The organism is Photobacterium sp. TY1-4 (genome assembly GCF_025398175.1).
Lineage (GTDB): Bacteria > Pseudomonadota > Gammaproteobacteria > Enterobacterales > Vibrionaceae > Photobacterium.
In genome coordinates this window covers 700,723-719,687 of the sequence record NZ_CP099734.1, presented here as the reverse complement: position 1 = coordinate 719,687, position 18,965 = coordinate 700,723, and the positions used below count along the sequence as shown (strand labels likewise).

Here is an 18,965-nt window from a genome sequence, read left to right as displayed (position 1 = left end):
GGAGTTCAGAATGCAACCGCAAGAACAGCCAAAACTAAAAGACCTGCTGGAGTTTCCGTGCAAATTCACGTACAAGGTCATGGGTTACAATAAGCCTGAGCTGCCGGATCGTGTTGTGGAAGTGATCCAGCGTCATGCACCGGGGGACTACACCCCGAACGTGAAACCAAGCGGCAAAGGCACTTACAGCGCTGTCTCCGTGTCCATCACGGCCACCTCGATTGAGCAGGTCGAAACGCTGTATAAAGAGCTGGGTGAAATCGATATCGTTCGTGTCGTGCTTTAATTCATCCCGAAAGCCCCGACTTTGTGGCAGCTGATTCATCGCCTGCCAAGTCTCAGAATGCACCCCGGTTGGGTGCATTGAACCAGGCAGAGCCTGGCGACAATATGGGTGTAACATTGCAACAGAACATCATCATTCGGAACCTTGGCCGCCGAGCGTACGAACAGACTTGGCAAGCCATGCACGATTTCACCGATCAGCGTGGGACCGACACCACAGACGAAGTCTGGCTGGTTGAACACCACCCGGTCTTTACCCAGGGTCAGGCGGGAAAGGCTGAGCACCTGCTCAACACCGGCGACATTCCTGTGGTGCAAAGTGATCGCGGCGGCCAGGTGACCTATCACGGTCCCGGTCAGCAAATCGCTTACTTTCTGATTGACCTGCGCCGCAAGAAAATCGGTGTGCGCGAGCTGGTCACACATATTGAAAACACGGTCATTAATACTCTGTCCCATTTCGGGATCGAGTCAAACGCCCGCCCGGATGCCCCCGGTGTGTATGTCGACGGCAAGAAGATATGCTCTCTCGGGCTGCGCATCCGGCGTGGTTGCTCTTTTCATGGTCTGGCACTCAATATCAACATGGACCTGGCGCCTTTTTTACGGATCAACCCATGCGGGTATCAGGGGATGGAAATGACCCAGACAGCATCCTTAAATGGCCCATCTGAACTGGCAGACGTTCAGCCTGTACTAATAGAAGAGCTTGTCAAACTGCTCCAATACCAGAGCGTTGAGTGGATAACGGAAAGCAATTCATGAGCAAACCAATCAAAATCGAACAAGGTGTCAAATACCGCGATGCCGATAAAATGGCGCTGATCCCTGTCCGCAATGTTGCGGAAGAAGCGCCGAAAGCGGTTCTGCGTAAGCCGGAATGGATGAAAATCAAGCTGCCGGCAGACAGTCAGCGTATCCGTGACATCAAGTCCGCTATGCGCAAGAACAATCTTCACTCGGTGTGTGAAGAAGCCTCCTGTCCGAACCTGGCCGAGTGTTTCAGCCACGGTACTGCCACCTTTATGATCCTGGGTGCCATCTGTACCCGCCGCTGCCCGTTCTGCGATGTTGCCCATGGCCGTCCGCTGCCACCGAATGCCGAAGAGCCGACTCAACTGGCCCAGACCATTGCCGACATGAAACTGCGCTACGTCGTCGTCACCTCGGTCGACCGTGACGATCTGCGTGACGGCGGTGCCCAGCACTTTGCGGATTGTACCCGCGAAATCCGTGCCAAGAACCCGGATATCAAGATCGAGACCCTGGTCCCGGATTTCCGCGGCCGGATGGATCGCGCCTTGGAAATCCTGCGTGACAGTCCGCCAGATGTCTTCAACCACAACCTGGAAACCGCACCGCGCCTGTACCGTAAGGCCCGCCCGGGTGCCAACTACCAGTGGTCGCTGGATCTGCTGAAGAAATTCAAAGAAATGCACCCGGAAGTGCCGACCAAGTCCGGTCTGATGATGGGCCTGGGCGAGACCAAAGAAGAGATCGTTGAAGTGCTCAAGGATCTGCGAGCCCACGGCGTGACCATGCTGACCTTGGGTCAGTACCTGGCCCCAAGCCGCCACCACCTGCCGGTCGAGCGTTATGTCCCACCTTCTGAGTTTGAAGAGCTGAAAGAGATTGCACTGGAGCTGGGCTTTACCCACGCCGCCTGTGGTCCGTTCGTACGCTCTTCATACCATGCCGATCTGCAGGCCAAAGGGGAAGAGGTCAAATAAGACCCGCTTCCTGCGTTGCGGCGAGCCCTGATTCCTACAGGCTCGTTTCAACCACCTTGCTCAGCAGCACAAGGATAAAAAAACCGCCCGGCTTACCGCGGCGGTTTTTTTGATCCGGCAACCAAATGGCTGGTTAGCCCTTGTTCTGATTCTCGCGCTCAACAGCTGCAGCAAACACCGGGGCCAGGCTTTCCAGCGCCGCTTCAGTCACCGGCTTGCCATCAGTGTTGGTCACGTTAATCGACGTCCGGTTGCCCAGATCGCCCAGTTGCAGGCGGTACGAGCGGTTATTGAGCTGGATTGGCAGAGTGCCCAACTCGGTCCAGAACTCATCGTCCGGCGCACGGAACTCCACATCAACAATCCCCTGCGAACGGTTTCGGCCTTCGACCGTAAAGCCCAGTTGCGTCAACAGACTCGGCAAACGCTCCCAGAACACATTGTATGGCGCCCGGGCAATAATCACCGGTAAGCCGCTGCGATCTTTACCCATCGAGATCGGGATCTGCTTCACCAGCTCCTGTGCCCGTTGACGGGCCAGCTCACGCTCCTGAAGATCATAACGCGCCATCATCAGGTTGGTCATCAGAATACTGTAACGCTCTTTGTTGCTCGCAGAAACCGGGATATCCGTCGTGCCCTCACGCCAATCGGTCAGAATAATCCGGTAGGTCGGCTGGTTGTTCACCTCCGACGTCTCAATCCGGTAGCGGCTGCTCACGACGACATCTTCGTCGCTCTGCTCCCAGCTCACCCAGTCCGTTTCTATCCGATTTTCCGACTGGCTCAACAGCGGCACATTACGCTCGGTCAGCACGTTTTGCGTCATCCGCCACAGCTTGGCCTGATCGGCCTGTTTGGCCAGCACCAGCGTCACGCCCTGACTGTCATTGACAACACGCGTGCCGGGGATCAACGTCAGCACTTGCTGCGGCGGACGAATATCGACCTCACGCCCCAGCGCGCCGGGGAAGGTCTGTACCGGGATCCGGTAATCGTCGACCTGAGACAGCTGTGCCCCCGCCGGAACATTCCAGGATTGCAATGGCTTGGTGTTCAGATAGTTAAAATCCTGGTTCGCCTGACGGCGCTGCTCCGCACCACCCGAGCATCCAGCCAGCGTCGCAACCATCACGGCCGTGATTGCCAGCCTGTATTGATTCTTCATTCAGTTTCTGCGCTCCTACCTACGCTCGCAAATTACAGCTGCACATTGGCATCTTTCAGCGCTTCAGCCACGACAGATTGCGCCGACTCACTCAGCTCTGTCAGCGGCAAACGCAAGGTGCCGTGCTCAATCAGTCCCAATTGGTGTGCTGCCCACTTCACCGGGATTGGATTGGATTCGATAAACAGATGCTTGTGCAGCGGCATCAATCGCGCATTGATCTCCTGCGCAGCTTCCAATTGACCGTTGAGAGCCAACTTGAACATGGTAGCCATATCCGCCGCCGCAATGTTCGCGGTCACGGAAATCACCCCGTGGCCGCCGGCAAAAACGAAATCCAACCCGGTCGCATCATCACCGCTCAGTTGGATAAAGTCTTCGCCACAAAGTTCCCGGGTTTTCTGAACGCGTGTCAAATCACCGGTCGCATCTTTGATCCCGACGATATTTTTCAGCTTCGCCAGACGGGCAACGGTTTCCGGCAGCATGTCCACGGCGGTACGGCCCGGCACGTTATAGAGAATCTGCGGCAGATCCGTCGACTCTGAAATGGCTTTGTAATGCTGGTACAAGCCTTCCTGAGTCGGCTTGTTGTAATACGGTGTGACACTCAGGCAACCGGCGACACCGGTTCCTGAGAACAATTTACTGAAGGTGATGGCTTCATGCGTCGCATTGGCACCCGTCCCGGCAATCACCGGAATTCGGCCGTTGGCATACTCAACGGTTTTCCTGACGACCTTCACGTGCTCATCAACCGTTAAGGTGGCTGATTCACCTGTCGTGCCAACTGCCACAATTGCATCGGTCCCTGCTGCAATGTGGTATTCCACTAATGATGCCAGGCTGGCGTAATCCACTTCACCGGCTTCATCCAGCGGCGTCACTAGCGCTACCATGCTTCCTGAAAACATGTCCATCTCCCCTATATCTGTAAGCTTTCATGGTACTTTTCAGTGACCGCAAACACAAGACAGAAGTATGTAAATCAGTGAAGTAAAGCCGCGGTTTCGGCACTCGGTAATCTGCTGGATTTTCTACATTTTGCAGGAGATTTCCCCAACTGTGTCTGCGCTGACACAGGATCCGAGAAACGCGGGTCCCCCCATTGGCTTGAGTTGCAATGACTGTGCTACCATGCTGAAGATAATCAAAAATACGATGTGTATAAATATGGAACATTACCTAGTCATCACGGCCGTTGGTACGGATCGCCCGGGCATCTCAGACGAAATCACCCGGCTTATTACCCATTGCGGCTGTAATATCGTCGATAGCCGGATTGCCATTTTCGGCAGTGAGTTTACCCTCATCATGCTGTTGTGCGGCAACAGCAACGCCATTTCCCGGGTGGAGTCGACCCTGCCCCTCAAGGCGCAGGAACATGATCTGCTCACGGTAATGAAGCGAACGACCAAGCATGAGTACCGCTACTTCCCTTACACCGCAGATTTCCATATCGAGGCCGATGACAGCCCGGGGCTGATTGAACAGTTCACCCATTTCTTTGCCACCCGAGCGGTGGACATTGCCTCGCTCAGCGCCCATACCCACGAGGCCGAGCAGGCCGGCGGCCCGAGCCGCTTCCAGTTACAGATCAGCACCAACCTGCCTGAAGGCTGTAACCTGATGACCTTACAAGAAGAATATGAAGCACTTTGCCAGGACCTGCTGGTCACCGGCAACGTGACTTTTATCGGCCATAATCAATAAGGAAAACCGCTATGAAGACCTTGACCGCCGGTACGCCTGCGCCAGACTTCACGTTGCTGAACCAAGACAACCAGCCTGTCGCGCTGTCTGATTTCCGGGGGAAAAAAGTCCTGGCGTATTTTTATCCCAAGGCGATGACGCCGGGCTGCACCACGCAGGCCTGTGCCCTGCGGGACAGCAAAGCTGAGCTGGATGCGCTGAATGTCGAAGTGCTGGGGATCAGTATCGATCCGGTAAAACGCCTGCCGAAGTTTATCGAGCGCGACAACCTGAACTTCACCCTACTGTCAGACGAAGACCATGCCGTGGCCGACCAGTTCGGTGTCTGGGGCGAGAAAAAATTCATGGGGAAAGTGTACGACGGCCTGCACCGCATCAGCTTCCTGATTGACGAAAACGGCACGATTGAACACGTCTTCAACAAGTTCAAAACCAAAGACCACCACGAGGTGGTGCTGAATTACCTGAACCAGAACGATTGATTGTTGCCCGGTCTGCTCTGGAGGCTATCCCCAGATTTCAGTATCGCCCGCATCTTATCGTCCGATCAAAAAGGCCGCATCACGCGGCCTTTGTTGTATGGGCAGACTGACAGCGCTTAGGACGCACTGTGATCCGTCGGCTCCTGAATTTCCGTCGACGGCAGCGCATTCCACACGGCTTTCACCAGCGTCGCCAGCGGGATCGCGAAGAATACGCCCCAGAATCCCCACAGACCACCGAAGACCAGCACCGCAACAATGATCGCCACCGGGTGCAGGTTTACCGCTTCAGAGAACAGGATCGGGACCAGCACGTTGCCGTCCAGCGCCTGAATAATGCCGTACGCCACCAGCAGCCACCAGAAATCCGGGCTGATCCCCCACTGGAACAGGCCCACCATGGCCACCGGCAAGGTCACCGCAGCGGCACCGATATACGGGATCAACACCGAGAAGCCCACCAGCACCCCGAGCAACACGGCGTAGCGCAAATCCATCACCGCAAAGGTGATGTAGCTGACAATCCCGACGATAAAGATCTCCGTCACCTTACCGCGGATATAGTTCGAGATTTGCTGGTTCATCTCGACCCCCACCTTGCTCGCCAGACGGCGATTCTTCGGCAGCAGGCCCTTAAAGGTGATCAGCATTTCATCCTTGTCCTTGAGCAGGAAAAAGACCAGCAACGGCACCAGGATCAGGTACACTGCCAGCGTCGCAAGGCTGACCAGCGAAGAGAGCGAGCTTTTCACCACGCGCTCCCCCATCCCCAGCACGTTTTCGCGCAGGGTGTTCATGAAGGTGTCAATCTGATGCGGCTGCACAAAATCCGGATAACGCTCCGGCAGGCTGGAGACGTATTGCTGCAAGCCGTTAAACATGGTCGGCACATCGGCAATCAGATTCCCGACCTGATGCCAAATCGTCGGCACCAACCCGAACACGGCCATCACCATCAGGCCGACAAACAGCAGTAACACCAGGATCACCGCCAGCAGACGGGGCACCCGCAACCGGACCAGCATCATCACCGGCCATTCCAGCAGGTAAGCCAGCACAATCGCGACCAGCAACGGGGCGATCAAGTTGCCGAAAAAATATATCGTCAGAAAGCCAAACAGCAGAATGGCCACCAGACTGACGGCATGAGGATCAGAGAATCGGCGCTGATACCAGCGGTTTAGCATTTCCAGCATAAATTCGTTACTGCCTTCTGGTCACAATAATTACGAGCGATTGCGCATCGGCAACCAACTCTTCGAGAGTAAATCCGTGGTTTAACAGATATCGGGGAATATCTTGCCTGGCCCCCGTGTCAGAGAGATGTATTTTCATACGCTGACCGTATCGGAGTGCTTTCGTCGCCCGCTTCGCCAATAATAAAGCCATGGGGCAACGTTCCGCCGTCAAATCGAGCGATGGGATTTCCATTCCGGTATGCTGACAGTTATTATCCATCGGAGTATTGTAATGGACATTGTCACCACAAAAAAGAAACCTGACAGTGGTTTTGCTGTCATATCTCTGTAAGTTATACCTTTCCCGAGAGGTTTGCACGGCGACTGAGCGCCGTTGCCAGCCTTGCCGGAATGCAAAAAAGGACCTCAGACAGGTGGCTGTATTAAAGATATGATTCGATTGACCAAAGCACCTCTCTGCCTGTTGCTGGCCGCCCTGCTGGGTCCGGGTCAGGCAGCCCGGGCAGATAATTTCAATGCCCTGCCGGAGATCGGGACCACCGCGGCCTCGACCCTGACCATCGAGAAAGAAATGGTCTATGGCGACGCCTACATGCGCATGCTGCGAGCCAGCATGCCGGTGATCAGCGACCCCTTGCTCTCAGAGTATATTCAGGACCTCGGCCACCGCTTAGTTGCCAATGCCAATGATGTGCGCACCCCGTTTAATTTTTTCCTGATCCAAAACCGCGAAATCAATGCCTTCGCCTTTTTCGGCGGTCATGTCGCCATCCACAGTGGGTTATATCTGCACGCCAATACCGAAAGCGAGCTGGCCTCGGTCGTGGCCCACGAAATTGCCCACGTGACCCAGCGCCACCTGGCGCGCAGCATGGAAGATCAGGCCCGCAAATCGCCGGTGACCCTGGCCGCCCTGGTCGGCTCAATGATGCTGGCCATTGCTTCCCCGGAAGCCGGAATAGCGGCAATTCACGCCACCACAGCAGCCTCGGCCCAAGGGCAAATCAACTATACCCGCAGTAACGAGAAAGAAGCGGATCGAATCGGCATTGCCACGCTGGTCAAATCCGGCTTTGAGGCTCAGGCCATGCCGCGCTTTTTCGGCCGTCTGGCCGATCAGTACCGCTATGCCAGCACACCGCCGGCCATGTTGCTGACTCACCCCCTGCCGGAATCCCGGATTTCCGACTCCCGCAGCCGGGCCAATCAGTATCCGGTTCAAAAAAACGAAACCTCAGCCCGCTACCAGCTGGCCCGGGCCCGAATCGTTGCCCGCTACGCCGGGATCGACAGCGATGCCGCCCAGGACTGGTTTGATCGCCAGCTGAAAAAAGCCCGCGGCGCCCGCAAAGACGCGCTGAACTACGGCAAGGCACTGGTGTATATCGATGCCCGCCAGTATCAGCAAGCCCATGCGCTGCTGGATCCCCTGCTGACCGGCGATCCGAACAACCGCTTTTATATTGATGCCGCCACCGATCTTGATCTGTACGAGAAACAGTTCGATCGAGCAATTTCACGACTGGAAAAAGCTCTCAAGGCCAATCCGGAACATCAGGTACTGCGCCTGAACCTGGCCAACGCCCTGCAAGAAGCCGGACGTCCGGGCGAGAGCATCCCGATCCTGAACCGCTACAGCCATGATCATCCCGACGATACCAATGGCTGGTACCTGTTGGCCCAGGCCTATGCACACAGCGGACGCCGCGATGCTGAGCTGGCGGCGCGGGCCGAGCTGATGGCCCTGCGTGGCCAATGGGATAAAGCCATCAAGTATTACATCGAGGCCAGCCAACTGGTGGAAATCAATTCCCTGGATCAGGCCCGCTATGATGCCCGTATCGATCAGCTGCGCCTCGCCCGCGCCAGAGTCGCAGATCTCTGAGCCACTTCACTTTTATTCCAGGTTGCAGTTCCACTACAATAGGGCTGCAACATTTATTTTCCATCCTGCTAACCCACCGGTTCAGCAGGATGCACCTCATCGATTGGAGATCTCATGGCCGTAACTATTTACCATAACCCGCGCTGTTCAAAGAGCCGCCAGACCCTGGCCCTACTGGAAGAGAAAGGGATCACCCCGGAGATTGTCAAATACCTGGAGCAAACCCCGAGTGTCGCGCAGCTGCAAACCCTGCTCAGCCAGCTGGGCTACACTTCTGCCCGTGACATGATGCGGACCAAAGAAGAGCTGTATAAAGAGCTGGGACTGGGCGAGGCCGGGATCACCGAAGCACAGCTGTTCGAGGCTATGGCCGCTCACCCGAAACTGATTGAGCGCCCGATCGTGGTCAATGGCGACAAAGCCGCCATGGGCCGCCCACCAGAGCAAGTGCTGGAAATTCTGTAATGCTGAAACTCCTGGTGCTTTACTACAGCCGCCACGGCAGCACCCGCCAGTTGGCCCGGCACATTGCCCGCGGGATTGAGCAAGTAGCCGGCTGCGAAGCGGTCCTGCGCACGGTGGCGGACATCGACAGCCAGGGTCAAACCACAGGATCGCCCGCCGAAGGCGATCCCTGTGTGACCCTGGACGATCTGAAAACCTGTGCTGGTCTGGCGATGGGGAGCCCGGTCCGCTTTGGCAACATGGCCGCGCCGCTCAAGCATTTTATCGACAGTACCAGTGCGCACTGGCTCTCGGGCACCTTAATCGGCAAGCCCGCCTGCGTCTTTACCGCCTCATCTTCCATGCACGGCGGACAGGAAACCACGCTGCAGTCGATGATGCTGCCTTTACTGCACCATGGTATGCTGATTGTCGGCCTGCCCTACTCGGAGCCCCAGCTACATACCACCCGCTCCGGAGGCACCCCCTACGGCGCGTCGCACCTCAACCACAGTCCGAGCCTCGGGCTGGATCAAGATGAAACCGCCCTGGCACAGGCCCTGGGCAAGCGCCTGGCTGACACGGCCAAAAAGCTACATCAGGCATAAAAGGATCAATGCATGACACCAATGAGCCCTTCAACGCAAAACCTGCGTTACTTCGCGCTGACCGCCAACCTGTCGCTGATCCTCTGGGTTGGCCTGTGGCAAAGTGCGATCTCCCCGCACCCGCACCTCAACAATCTGGTCGTGGCCGGGATGTGGGTCTTGCCGATGCTGTTGCCGCTCAAAGGGATCCTGGAAGGGAAGCCCTACACCCACGCCTGGGCCAATTTCATTCTGATGTTCTACTTCCTCCACGCCCTGACGATTTTGTGGATTGACGATGGAGAACGCCTGCTGGCCCTCATTGAGCTGGGCATTACCGCCAGCGCATTTATCGCCAACATCCTGTTTGCCCGTCAGCGTGGCCGGGAGCTGGGCATTAAGTTGAAAAGACTGTCCCAGGTCGAAAAAGAAGAGCGGGAAGCCCACGAGAAACAAGAAAAGTAACCCGACGTCACCTCGGCAGCTGACAAAAACAAAAACCGGCCTCTCAGAGAGGGCCGGTTTTTTTATCATTCACGGTGCCGCTACGTGGGAGCGGACTAAGGGCGCCAGTAGAACTGGTTCCGCTCGATCCGAGGCTGAGCCAGGGTCGCTGACACATCCACCGCATCCGGGTCGAGAGCCGTGTCCGATTCAACACCGGCGTACAACACCTGCAGCTTCTCTTCCGGAGACATGCCCCCCGGCTCAGTACCCGGCAACGCCGCCGCTGCCCGGCTCAGGCGGGTATCCCGGCCCAGCTCCTGATAAAACGCGTTTTCTGTGCTCAACAGGTTCACGGCAAAGATCACGCTGTCCCCTTGCACACGGCTGGCATTAACCGAAGCGACCGACGTGAGATTGGTCAGCAACCGCTCCAGGGCAAAGAAGTCTTCCGTGGTGCGAATATTGGCCACCTCAATGGCGAAAGCATCACTGGCCGCGCCGCCCAGCGGTACCGCATACTTGGCCGCCAGCGTGTCGGCGACCTGATCCATCATCTGCTTCAGGGCATCTGCCGTACTGCCCGCCGCGCGACCTTCTGCCGGCATGGTTTGCGAATTCGCCAACTGCTCCGGAGTATCGGCAAACAGCTGCCAACCAAGATCGACATTATCAGCCGCAGACTGGCGCATGCGGATCACCAGAATGGCGTCCGGCTGATATCGGGCACTGGCGCCTGCAATCGGCTGCACAAAACCGCCCCACAGATCCGGAATATTAATCGCGGTAACATCTTCAAAGTCGCCAATCGGCACCATCACCGGCACCCCGCGTTGGTCAGCAGCCCGTTTCAGTTGGGCGGTCAGCACACTGCCGGACTGATCCCAGACAATGTCCCGATTGCGATTGGCATCTTTCACCAGCCACACCAACACGCTCGGCCGCTCTTCCCGCCACAGAGTGGCATTCGCCTGGGTCAGCAGATTACGCACTTGCCCCCGGTCAAACGCCAGCGCCAGGGTTTGCTGGCCATCCTGGCTACCATAACCAAACTGGCTGACATACACGCGGCTGTTGGCCATCGCCTTTTGGATCACTTCATTCTCGGTAATGGTACTTTGACCCGACACTTTGACCAGCACCTGCGCCAGCGCAGCTTCCCGCGCTTTCGTTTCAGACGCCCGATCAGTATCCGGCAACACCACTTCCGCCTGATACAGATTGGTCACTGTTGCAGCTTTCAATGGCCAGGCCAGGAAAGCGCACAGGAGTAGAGCAATACGCAGCATTAGAAGACTCATATCATCATTGACTTAATGCCCGATCATAGAATGAACCAGCCAGTATCGGCAACTGCTAGCGTGAGAAAATCCACGCCAGGCGTGCGCTTTCTTCCAACTCCCGTAACCTGAGCCGCCTCAGACGACCGAAACAACCGCACCAATGCATGCAACGAAATACAATCGTTACATTAAAAGGTGACCAAAATTAAACTTTTCAACATCCCTGATGAGCAAGTGGTTTTTTCCTGTCCGGCAAATGGGCAAACGATTACATCCGTGATAGCATTCCGCGATTTTTTTTCAGACAGGGTGGAAACAACAATGATGCAGGTTGTACAGGGCGCTCAAATGCTGTTTGTCGCGTTTGGTGCATTGGTTCTGGTACCACTATTAACCGGGCTGGATCCGAGTGTGGCGCTATTTGGCGCAGGTATTGGTACCCTTCTTTTTCAATTCATCACCAAACGCTCCGTTCCCATCTTTCTCGCTTCCTCTTTTGCGTTTATTGCTCCGATTATGTATGGCGTCCAAACCTGGGGTGTTGCCGGGACCATGAGTGGCCTGATGGCTGCCGGGGTTGTTTACGTGTTGATGAGTGCCGTGATCAAAGTGCGCGGTGTCGCCATTATTCATAAACTGCTGCCACCGGTGGTGGTTGGCCCGGTGATCATGGTGATTGGTCTGGGTCTGGCACCGGTTGCGGTCAATATGGCGCTGGGGAAAACCGGAGACGGTGCCGTACAGCTGATCGATGGTGATGCTGCGCTGTGGATTTCGACGATCTCTCTGCTGGTCACCATTGTGCTGAGCGTCTTCGCCAAAGGCTTCCTGAAGCTGGTCCCGATTGTGGGCGGGATTGTTGCCGGTTACACCACCAGCCTGTTCTTCGGTGTGGTCGACTTTACGCCAGTGGCCCAGGCCAGTTGGCTGTCTTTGCCGAACTTCACGTTCCCGGAATTTAACATCAATGCCATCCTGTTTATGATCCCGGTCGCCATTGCCCCGGCGGTAGAGCACGTCGGCGATATGCTGGCCATCTCCAACGTCACCGGGAAAGACTACCTGAAAAAGCCGGGCCTGCACCGGACCATGGCGGGTGACGGGGTCGCAACCATGGCTGCCTCTTTATTCGGCGCGCCGCCAAATACCACCTATTCAGAAGTCACCGGTGCGGTGATGCTGACCAAAGCTTTCAACCCGGTGATTATGACCTGGGCTGCCGTTACCGCGCTGGTGCTGGCCTTTGTCGGCAAGCTGGGCGCTTCGCTGCAAACCATCCCGGTGCCGGTGATGGGCGGGATCATGATTTTGCTGTTCGGCTCCATTGCCACCGTTGGCCTCAACACCCTGATCAAGAACCAAGTGGATCTGCACAAAGCACGTAATCTGGTGATTGTCGCGGTAACCCTGGTCTTCGGCATCGGCGGCATGGCATTCGGCATCGGTGAATTCAGCCTGCAAGGCGTCAGCCTGTGCGGCATTGTCGCCATTGTGCTGAACCTGGTTCTGCCGGACAATCTGGGCGAGAACCACGTGGTCGACAACGCGCAAATGGAAGAGTCCACGCGCTAAGTCCCAGCCTCTCGCAAACAATAGGCAAGATCCCCCAAAACGCAGAAGCCCCCGCTTCTGCGTTTTTTATGGCCAGCCCATCAGGCCGCGTCGGTTAAGTTAGCCCAGGTCAATCCGTTACTCCCTGATTGACCTGATTGGTTCAAAACAGCCGGGCGCACGGTGAAGATTCAGAGGTTGGAGTCAGAGACATGTCCCGCACCGGATAAGGGTTCGGCAGATCTCAGACAGAAAAAAACCGGGCAGGGCCCGGTTCTTGTGTCACTGATGTTGATGCTTACTTGGTACCGAAGATCTTATCGCCGGCATCGCCCAGACCCGGAACGATGTATCCTTTGTCATTCAGCTTCTGATCGATTGCCGCAGTGTACAGCTCAACATCCGGGTGCGCTTTTTCCAGAGCCTCAACCCCTTCTGGTGCAGCAACCAGAACCAGCACTTTAATGGATTTACAGCCGTGCTCTTTCAGCAGGTCAATTGTGGCGATCATCGAGCCACCGGTTGCCAGCATCGGGTCAACCACCAGCGCCATGCGCTCATCAATGTTAGAAGCCAGCTTGTGGAAATACGGAACCGGCTCCAGCGTTTCCTCGTCGCGGTAGATCCCCACCGTTGAGATACGGGCACTTGGCATGTGCTCCAGCACGCCGTCCATCATCCCCAGACCTGCACGCAGGATCGGAACAACCGTTACTTTCTTACCTTTAATCTGGTCGATCTCAACTTGACCGTTCCAGCCTTCGATAGTAACCTTTTCTGTTTCGAAGTCTGAAGTCGCTTCATAAGTCAGCAGGCTACCAACTTCCGTTGCCAATTCACGGAAACGTTTCGTGCTGATGTCACCTTCGCGCATAAGACCAATCTTATGTTTTACCAGTGGGTGTTTTACCTCAACGACTTTCATGTCTGGCTCCTAAGCAAGCAAATTTTCAAAAAATCGCACTATTATACACTAGACTACATCTTGTCGTGTAGGGGTATGCATTGCGTTTGCTCAGGTTTTACCCAGGCAAATTTATTGACGCAAACGTTTTCCTTTCTGGTTTGACTGCTGTTATCATAGCCCCGCTTTTTTACTTTAATGCGATGAGGGATCTCTTGTGAGCGGCAACAACTCTTCTCTTAGTTACAAAGATGCTGGTGTGGATATTGATGCGGGCAATGCCTTAGTTGATCGTATTAAAGGGGTTGTCAAGCGCACCCACCGTCCGGAAGTCATGGGCGGCATCGGGGGATTCGGAGCGCTTTGCTCACTGCCGACCAAGTACAAAGAGCCAGTGTTGGTTTCTGGTACCGACGGGGTTGGGACCAAGCTTCGCCTGGCGATGGACTTGAACAAACATGACACGATTGGGATCGATTTGGTCGCGATGTGCGTCAATGATCTGATTGTTCAGGGCGCCGAGCCGCTGTTCTTCCTGGACTATTACGCCACCGGTAAACTGGACGTCGACACCGCGGCTAACGTGGTGGCCGGGATCGGTGAAGGCTGCGTACAATCGGGCTGTGCCCTGATTGGCGGGGAAACTGCAGAAATGCCGGGCATGTACCACGGTGAAGACTATGATGTCGCCGGATTTTGTGTTGGCGTGGTTGAGAAATCCGAGATCATTGACGGCAGCAAAGTCCAGGCGGGTGATGCCCTGATTGCCGTGGCTTCAAGCGGTCCGCACTCGAACGGTTTCTCGCTGATCCGCAAAATTATTGAAGTCTCACAAGCCGATCTGAACCAGGACCTGAACGGTAAACCTCTGGCAGAGCACCTGCTGGAGCCGACCAAAATTTATGTGAAATCGACCCTGAAAATGATGGAAAGCTGCGAGGTGCATGCGATCTCTCATATCACCGGCGGCGGTTTCTGGGAAAACATCCCACGCGTTCTGCCACAAGGCACCAAAGCGGTGGTTGACGGCAACAGCTGGGAATGGCCGGCAGTGTTCAGCTGGCTTCAACAAGCCGGGAACGTCGACACTTACGAGATGTACCGCACCTTCAACTGTGGTGTCGGCCTGGTGATTGCTCTGCCGCAAACCCAGGCGCAGCAGGCAATTGAGATCCTGAACGCGGAAGGCGAAAATGCCTGGCTGCTGGGTGAAATCGCGGCCGCTGACGCGGGTGAAGAGCAAGTGGAGATCAAATAACGATGAAAAACATCGTTGTCCTGATCTCCGGGAGCGGCTCCAACCTTCAGGCTTTGATTGATGCCTGCGCGGAAGGTCGTCTTCCCAATGCCAGGATCGCGGCGGTGCTTTCCAACAAAGCAGATGCCTATGGTCTGGAGCGTGCGCGCCTGGCCGGGATCGAGACCGTGCACCTCTCGGCAGCCACATTCAGCGATCGCGACAGTTACGACCGCGCGATGGCCGAGCAGATGGACACCTTTGCCCCGGATCTGGTGATCCTGGCGGGTTTCATGCGGATTCTCAGTGATGAGTTCGTTCGCCACTACCGGGGCCGGATGCTGAATATTCACCCATCTCTGCTGCCGAAATATACCGGACTGCATACCCATCAGCGCGCCATTGATGCTGGTGACTCGGAGCATGGCACCAGCGTTCACTTTGTGACCGAGGAGCTCGACGGCGGACCGGTGATCCTCCAGGCCAAGGTGCCGATTTTCGCCGGGGATACCGCCGAAGAAGTGATGGCCCGGGTTCAGGAGCAGGAACACCGCATCTACCCACTCGTCACCCGTTGGTTTACCGAAGGGCGTCTGAGTATGGCCGATGAGCACGCGATCCTTGACGGTCAAATCCTGCCACCGACCGGCTATGCCACGGACGAGTCCTAAACCGCTGGCCGGAACCGCATGGATAATAAAACATAAAAAACGCGACCTCCGGGTCGCGTTTTTTTATCTTTGTGCTTCGGGCACGACCGTTGGATTGCGGCGAGCCACTCAGGTCGACGTCACCACCCGGTTAAAGATTTGCTCACCCAGATAAAACACACTGAGCTCGCCGGGCTGCATCTTATGCCAGCTTTCATCATTGGTCAGCGGCTGGGTTGCAATCACCGTCACCACGTCATTCGGCGTGGTTTCCTGCTGAAAGTCGATCGTCACGTCTTCATCAATCAGCGATGCCCGGCCAAACGGCGCCCGGCGGGTGATCCAGTGCAGATTGTTGGTACAGTAGGTAAAGACATACTCACCATTACTGAGCAACATATTGTACACACCAAGCTGGCGCAGTTGATCACAGCACGTCGCCACGAATGCGTAGAACGGCTCCATCTGCTCAGGCTGCTCCGGAAAGCGGGCTTCCAGTTGATTCAGCAACCAGCAAAATGCAATTTCACTGTCGGTATCGCCCACCGCCTTGAAACGCCCGGTATCAAGCGCGTCATAGCCGGTCAGCTGACCATTATGGGCAAACGTCCAATACTGGCCCCACAATTCCCGGGTAAAGGGATGGGTGTTCTCCAGGCTGACGCCGCCGCGGTTGGCCTGGCGAATATGGCTGATCACGGCGCAACTTTTGATCGGGTATTCCTGAACCAGTTCGGCAATTCGCGAGTAACAGCTGGGATTGGGATCTTTAAACGTGCGAAACCCCCGTCCTTCGTAGAACGTGATCCCCCACCCGTCCCGGTGCGGGCCGGTTTTACCGCCCCGCTGCATCAGCCCGGTAAAGCTGAAACAAATATCCGTCGGCACATTGGCACTCATGCCAAGTAGCTCACACATAGTCCTTTATACTCTCATTGACCCGGTTGTCTCGATGGTCGGACTTACGCCGAAGCCATTTCTTTTTCAACCAGCATAATTAAAATATGGATAATTTTAATATGAACTTCCTGAATACGATCAGCAAATCCGAAGTGAGGAACCCGGATTTCCACATCGGCCAAACCAGCCATCTGGCCGCCATCTTTGCCGGTCAGGGCAATGGTTTTCATGCCTTTGGCCTTTGCCGCTTCAATCGCTTTCAGGATATTGCCTGAGTTTCCAGAAGTGGACAGACCGAACAGCACGTCGCCTGCGGCACCGACGGCTTCCAGGTAACGCGAAAAGACGTACTCGTAGCCAAAGTCATTACTGACGCAAGACAGGTGGCTTGGATCAGAAATGGCGATGCCCGGATACCCCGGACGGTTTTCACGGTAACGACCCGTCAGCTCTTCGGCAAAATGCATTGCATCACAGTGGGACCCGCCGTTTCCGCAGGACAATACCTTACCACCCTGCTTAAACGATGCTGCCAGCAGCTTCGCCGCCGCTTCAATATCAGCAAGGTTCTTCTCATCGCTCAGAAAGCGGTTCAGTACGTCAGCAGCTTCTGTCAGCTCTGCACGGATCAGGTCTTGGTACATAGGCTCATCTCTATTATTGATTTACGGTTCTGAGCCCCGGCCAGGCAGCTATCCCGCCCGGCAGAGGCTTCTCTGCCCTAGCCCGCAGTGTACATAGAAACCACAGAAGGTGTCGACTCCTGAGGCGCCACATTGTGACGCTTTGTGCTCAAATGCTCACGTAATGACTGCGGAGATGAGTAAAGTTGAACTTGCGTGGCGGCAAGGACCCCGGCGGCCGCCAGCTTCCGCTCAACGTGCGCCGCAACCCCCAGCAGATACACCGGATAATCCCCGGCCCTGGCCAGGGCCATATCCAGGGCCCGAATCGCCGTAATATCCATGGTCGTCACATCGGTAAAATCCAATACCAGCGCACGGGGCGGCTGCGGCAGACGGCCAATCACGCTCAGCGCTTTCTCGCTGGCAGCAAAGAACAGCGGGCCGTTAATATCATACACCACCACATCCTCGCCAAAATCCAGATGCGGGTGCGTCTGTGCCACCACCGTGACAGACGTCAGCGAAGCCATGCGCTGAATAAACAAAATTCCGGACAACAGTAGCCCGACCGCGACCGCAATCACCATATCAAACACCACGGTGAGGCTGAAACAAACCAGCAGAACCGCCACATCCCGTCTCGGGGCCACCTTCATGGTATGGACAAAGTGCGGGGCCTCCGACATATTCCAGGCCACCATGATGAGCAGCCCGGCCAGCGCACTCATCGGGATGTAGGCCAGCACCGGCGCCAGGAGCAACATGGCCGCCAGGACAAACAGGGCATGCACAATTGCCGATACCGGCGAAAAAGCCCCGGCGCGAATGTTGGTTGCCGTCCGGGCAATCGCAGCAGTGGCCGGGATCCCGCCGAAAAATGGTACCACCAGGTTGGCAAGGCCCTGACCCACCAGCTCGCCATTCGGGTTATGCTTGGTCCCGGTCATCCCGTCAGCCACCACGGCACACAACAGCGACTCGATGCAACCGAGCAAGGCAATGGTAAATGCCGCCGGCAATAGGGCCACCACCAGCTCGGTGGTGATCGGCGTCTCTTGCCACGGTAGCATCAGAGACGGCAGTACCTGTGGGATCCCCTGGCCGATCAAATCGCCAATCTGGTACTGGAACCGCTCTCCCAACAAAGCAACATGCAAACGGTCTGACTGATTGAGCGCAAGCGCCGCCACCGTGCCAGCCACCAGGGCAACCACATGAGCCGGTATCCGTTGTTTCAACCGCGACCAGCCGATAAACACGGCGATGGTCGCCACGCCCACACCGGCATCGGCCCAGTTCACGCTCGGTAAGGCGCAGCCGAAAGCCATCACTTTTTCCGGGAAATGAATCGGGTTGCCGCTCACCTGCAGCCCCAACAGATCCTTCAGCTGAAGGAAAGCGATCACCAGACCGATCCCCGCGGTGAAGCCGGTCGTCACCGGGTACGGGACATAGGCAACCAACTGCCCCAGCCGCAACACGCCCATCAGTAACAGGATGAGCCCGGACATCAAGGTCGCCAGCATCAGGCCGGAGAGTCCATATTGTTGGGTGATCGGCAACAGGATCACCACAAATGCCGCTGTCGGCCCACTGATGTTAAAGCGCGAGCCGCCAAACAGGGCCGCCAGTAGCCCCGCGACGATCACCGTGTACAAACCGTGCTGAGGCGGCACCCCGATCGCAATCGCCAGTGCCATTCCCAACGGAATTGCGACTACCCCGACGGTCATCCCCGCCACCAGATCAGCCCGGAGCGCAGCAAAAGAATAGCCTTCCCGCCACGCCTGTTTTAATGCATCAAATATCAACACGACTTACCCCTGTACCGACGTACAAAAGAAATGAATTTCACTTGGCTGTCATCCCCGAAAGCG

General features: G+C 56.1%; 21 protein-coding genes. 12 read left to right on the top strand and 9 right to left on the bottom strand.

Going from position 1 to position 18,965, the window contains the following annotated elements:
- The first annotated feature begins 10 nt into the window (after window positions 1-10).
- The 3 genes from ybeD to lipA all read left to right on the top strand — a co-directional run bounded on the left by ybeD (window position 11) and on the right by lipA (window position 2,015).
- Window positions 11-286, top strand: a complete 276-nt coding sequence (ybeD, locus tag NH461_RS03540; RefSeq protein ID WP_261601923.1) for a DUF493 family protein YbeD — start codon at window positions 11-13, stop codon at window positions 284-286.
- Window positions 287-402: 116 nt separating this feature from the next.
- Window positions 403-1,050, top strand: coding sequence for a lipoyl(octanoyl) transferase LipB (gene lipB / locus NH461_RS03535; protein ID WP_261602819.1), 648 nt, complete (start codon window positions 403-405; stop codon window positions 1,048-1,050).
- On the top strand, window positions 1,047-2,015 hold the full coding sequence (lipA, locus tag NH461_RS03530; RefSeq protein ID WP_261601922.1) for a lipoyl synthase: 969 nt from the start codon (window positions 1,047-1,049) through the stop codon (window positions 2,013-2,015). Before lipB ends, lipA begins: the two co-directional genes overlap by 4 nt.
- A gap of 133 nt (window positions 2,016-2,148) precedes the next feature.
- Here lipA and bamC read toward each other — a convergent pair whose 3' ends face one another.
- Both bamC and dapA read right to left on the bottom strand, forming a co-directional pair.
- Window positions 2,149-3,183, bottom strand: a complete 1,035-nt coding sequence (gene bamC / locus NH461_RS03525) for an outer membrane protein assembly factor BamC (protein WP_261601921.1) — start codon at window positions 3,181-3,183, stop codon at window positions 2,149-2,151.
- 32 nt (window positions 3,184-3,215) lie between these two features.
- Window positions 3,216-4,097 (bottom strand): 4-hydroxy-tetrahydrodipicolinate synthase, encoded by an 882-nt coding sequence (dapA, locus tag NH461_RS03520; RefSeq protein ID WP_261601920.1) that lies wholly within the window; start codon window positions 4,095-4,097, stop codon window positions 3,216-3,218.
- A 259-nt stretch (window positions 4,098-4,356) separates the two neighbouring features.
- Between dapA and NH461_RS03515 the strand changes: the two genes are divergently transcribed.
- Both NH461_RS03515 and bcp read left to right on the top strand, forming a co-directional pair.
- Window positions 4,357-4,896 (top strand): ACT domain-containing protein, encoded by a 540-nt coding sequence (locus tag NH461_RS03515; RefSeq protein ID WP_261601919.1) that lies wholly within the window; start codon window positions 4,357-4,359, stop codon window positions 4,894-4,896.
- Window positions 4,897-4,907: 11 nt separating this feature from the next.
- On the top strand, window positions 4,908-5,378 hold the full coding sequence (gene bcp / locus NH461_RS03510; protein WP_261601918.1) for a thioredoxin-dependent thiol peroxidase: 471 nt from the start codon (window positions 4,908-4,910) through the stop codon (window positions 5,376-5,378).
- 116 nt (window positions 5,379-5,494) lie between these two features.
- On the opposite strand, the gene NH461_RS03505 is transcribed toward bcp, so the two are convergent.
- Window positions 5,495-6,574: an AI-2E family transporter gene (locus NH461_RS03505; protein WP_261601917.1), complete on the bottom strand. Its 1,080-nt coding sequence runs from the start codon at window positions 6,572-6,574 to the stop codon at window positions 5,495-5,497.
- Between the two features lie 7 nt (window positions 6,575-6,581).
- On the bottom strand, window positions 6,582-6,809 hold the full coding sequence (locus tag NH461_RS03500) for a sulfurtransferase TusA family protein (protein ID WP_261601916.1): 228 nt from the start codon (window positions 6,807-6,809) through the stop codon (window positions 6,582-6,584).
- Between the two features lie 198 nt (window positions 6,810-7,007).
- On the opposite strand from NH461_RS03500, the gene NH461_RS03495 reads away from it, so the two are divergent.
- The 4 genes from NH461_RS03495 (at window position 7,008) to NH461_RS03480 (ending at window position 9,958) form a co-directional block, all read left to right on the top strand.
- Complete coding sequence (locus tag NH461_RS03495; protein WP_261601915.1) at window positions 7,008-8,462, top strand: M48 family metalloprotease; 1,455 nt, start codon at window positions 7,008-7,010, stop codon at window positions 8,460-8,462.
- Window positions 8,463-8,576: 114 nt separating this feature from the next.
- A complete protein-coding gene (gene arsC / locus NH461_RS03490; protein WP_261601914.1) occupies window positions 8,577-8,927 on the top strand; it encodes an arsenate reductase (glutaredoxin) in 351 nt (116 codons plus the stop codon).
- Window positions 8,927-9,514 carry an NAD(P)H:quinone oxidoreductase gene (gene wrbA, locus NH461_RS03485; RefSeq protein ID WP_261601913.1) on the top strand — a complete coding sequence of 196 codons (588 nt, stop codon included), beginning with the start codon at window positions 8,927-8,929 and terminating at the stop codon, window positions 9,512-9,514. The genes arsC and wrbA overlap by 1 nt, the downstream gene beginning before the upstream one ends.
- 12 nt (window positions 9,515-9,526) lie before the next feature.
- The gene (locus tag NH461_RS03480; RefSeq protein WP_261601912.1) at window positions 9,527-9,958 is read left to right on the top strand and encodes a DUF2069 domain-containing protein; all 432 of its coding nucleotides are present in this window, start codon (window positions 9,527-9,529) and stop codon (window positions 9,956-9,958) included.
- Window positions 9,959-10,053: 95 nt separating this feature from the next.
- On the opposite strand, the gene NH461_RS03475 is transcribed toward NH461_RS03480, so the two are convergent.
- Window positions 10,054-11,238, bottom strand: coding sequence for a DUF2066 domain-containing protein (locus tag NH461_RS03475; protein ID WP_261601911.1), 1,185 nt, complete (start codon window positions 11,236-11,238; stop codon window positions 10,054-10,056).
- A 303-nt stretch (window positions 11,239-11,541) separates the two neighbouring features.
- Between NH461_RS03475 and NH461_RS03470 the strand changes: the two genes are divergently transcribed.
- Window positions 11,542-12,792, top strand: a complete 1,251-nt coding sequence (locus NH461_RS03470) for a uracil-xanthine permease family protein (RefSeq protein WP_261601910.1) — start codon at window positions 11,542-11,544, stop codon at window positions 12,790-12,792.
- Window positions 12,793-13,069: 277 nt separating this feature from the next.
- Here the strand turns inward: NH461_RS03470 and upp are convergent, their stop codons facing one another.
- Entirely contained in the window at window positions 13,070-13,696 is a 627-nt protein-coding gene (gene upp, locus NH461_RS03465) for a uracil phosphoribosyltransferase (protein WP_261601909.1), read from the bottom strand.
- A 196-nt stretch (window positions 13,697-13,892) separates the two neighbouring features.
- Between upp and purM the strand changes: the two genes are divergently transcribed.
- The gene (purM, locus tag NH461_RS03460; RefSeq protein WP_261601908.1) at window positions 13,893-14,933 is read left to right on the top strand and encodes a phosphoribosylformylglycinamidine cyclo-ligase; all 1,041 of its coding nucleotides are present in this window, start codon (window positions 13,893-13,895) and stop codon (window positions 14,931-14,933) included.
- A gap of 2 nt (window positions 14,934-14,935) precedes the next feature.
- A complete protein-coding gene (gene purN / locus NH461_RS03455) occupies window positions 14,936-15,583 on the top strand; it encodes a phosphoribosylglycinamide formyltransferase (protein ID WP_261601907.1) in 648 nt (215 codons plus the stop codon).
- A gap of 108 nt (window positions 15,584-15,691) precedes the next feature.
- Here the strand turns inward: purN and NH461_RS03450 are convergent, their stop codons facing one another.
- The 3 genes from NH461_RS03450 to dauA form a co-directional block, all read right to left on the bottom strand.
- Window positions 15,692-16,480, bottom strand: a complete 789-nt coding sequence (locus NH461_RS03450) for a class II glutamine amidotransferase (protein ID WP_261601906.1) — start codon at window positions 16,478-16,480, stop codon at window positions 15,692-15,694.
- Between the two features lie 44 nt (window positions 16,481-16,524).
- Entirely contained in the window at window positions 16,525-17,106 is a 582-nt protein-coding gene (lpcA, locus tag NH461_RS03445; RefSeq protein WP_261601905.1) for a D-sedoheptulose 7-phosphate isomerase, read from the bottom strand.
- A gap of 77 nt (window positions 17,107-17,183) precedes the next feature.
- Window positions 17,184-18,902 (bottom strand): C4-dicarboxylic acid transporter DauA, encoded by a 1,719-nt coding sequence (gene dauA / locus NH461_RS03440; protein ID WP_261601904.1) that lies wholly within the window; start codon window positions 18,900-18,902, stop codon window positions 17,184-17,186.
- Window positions 18,903-18,965 lie beyond the last annotated feature (63 nt).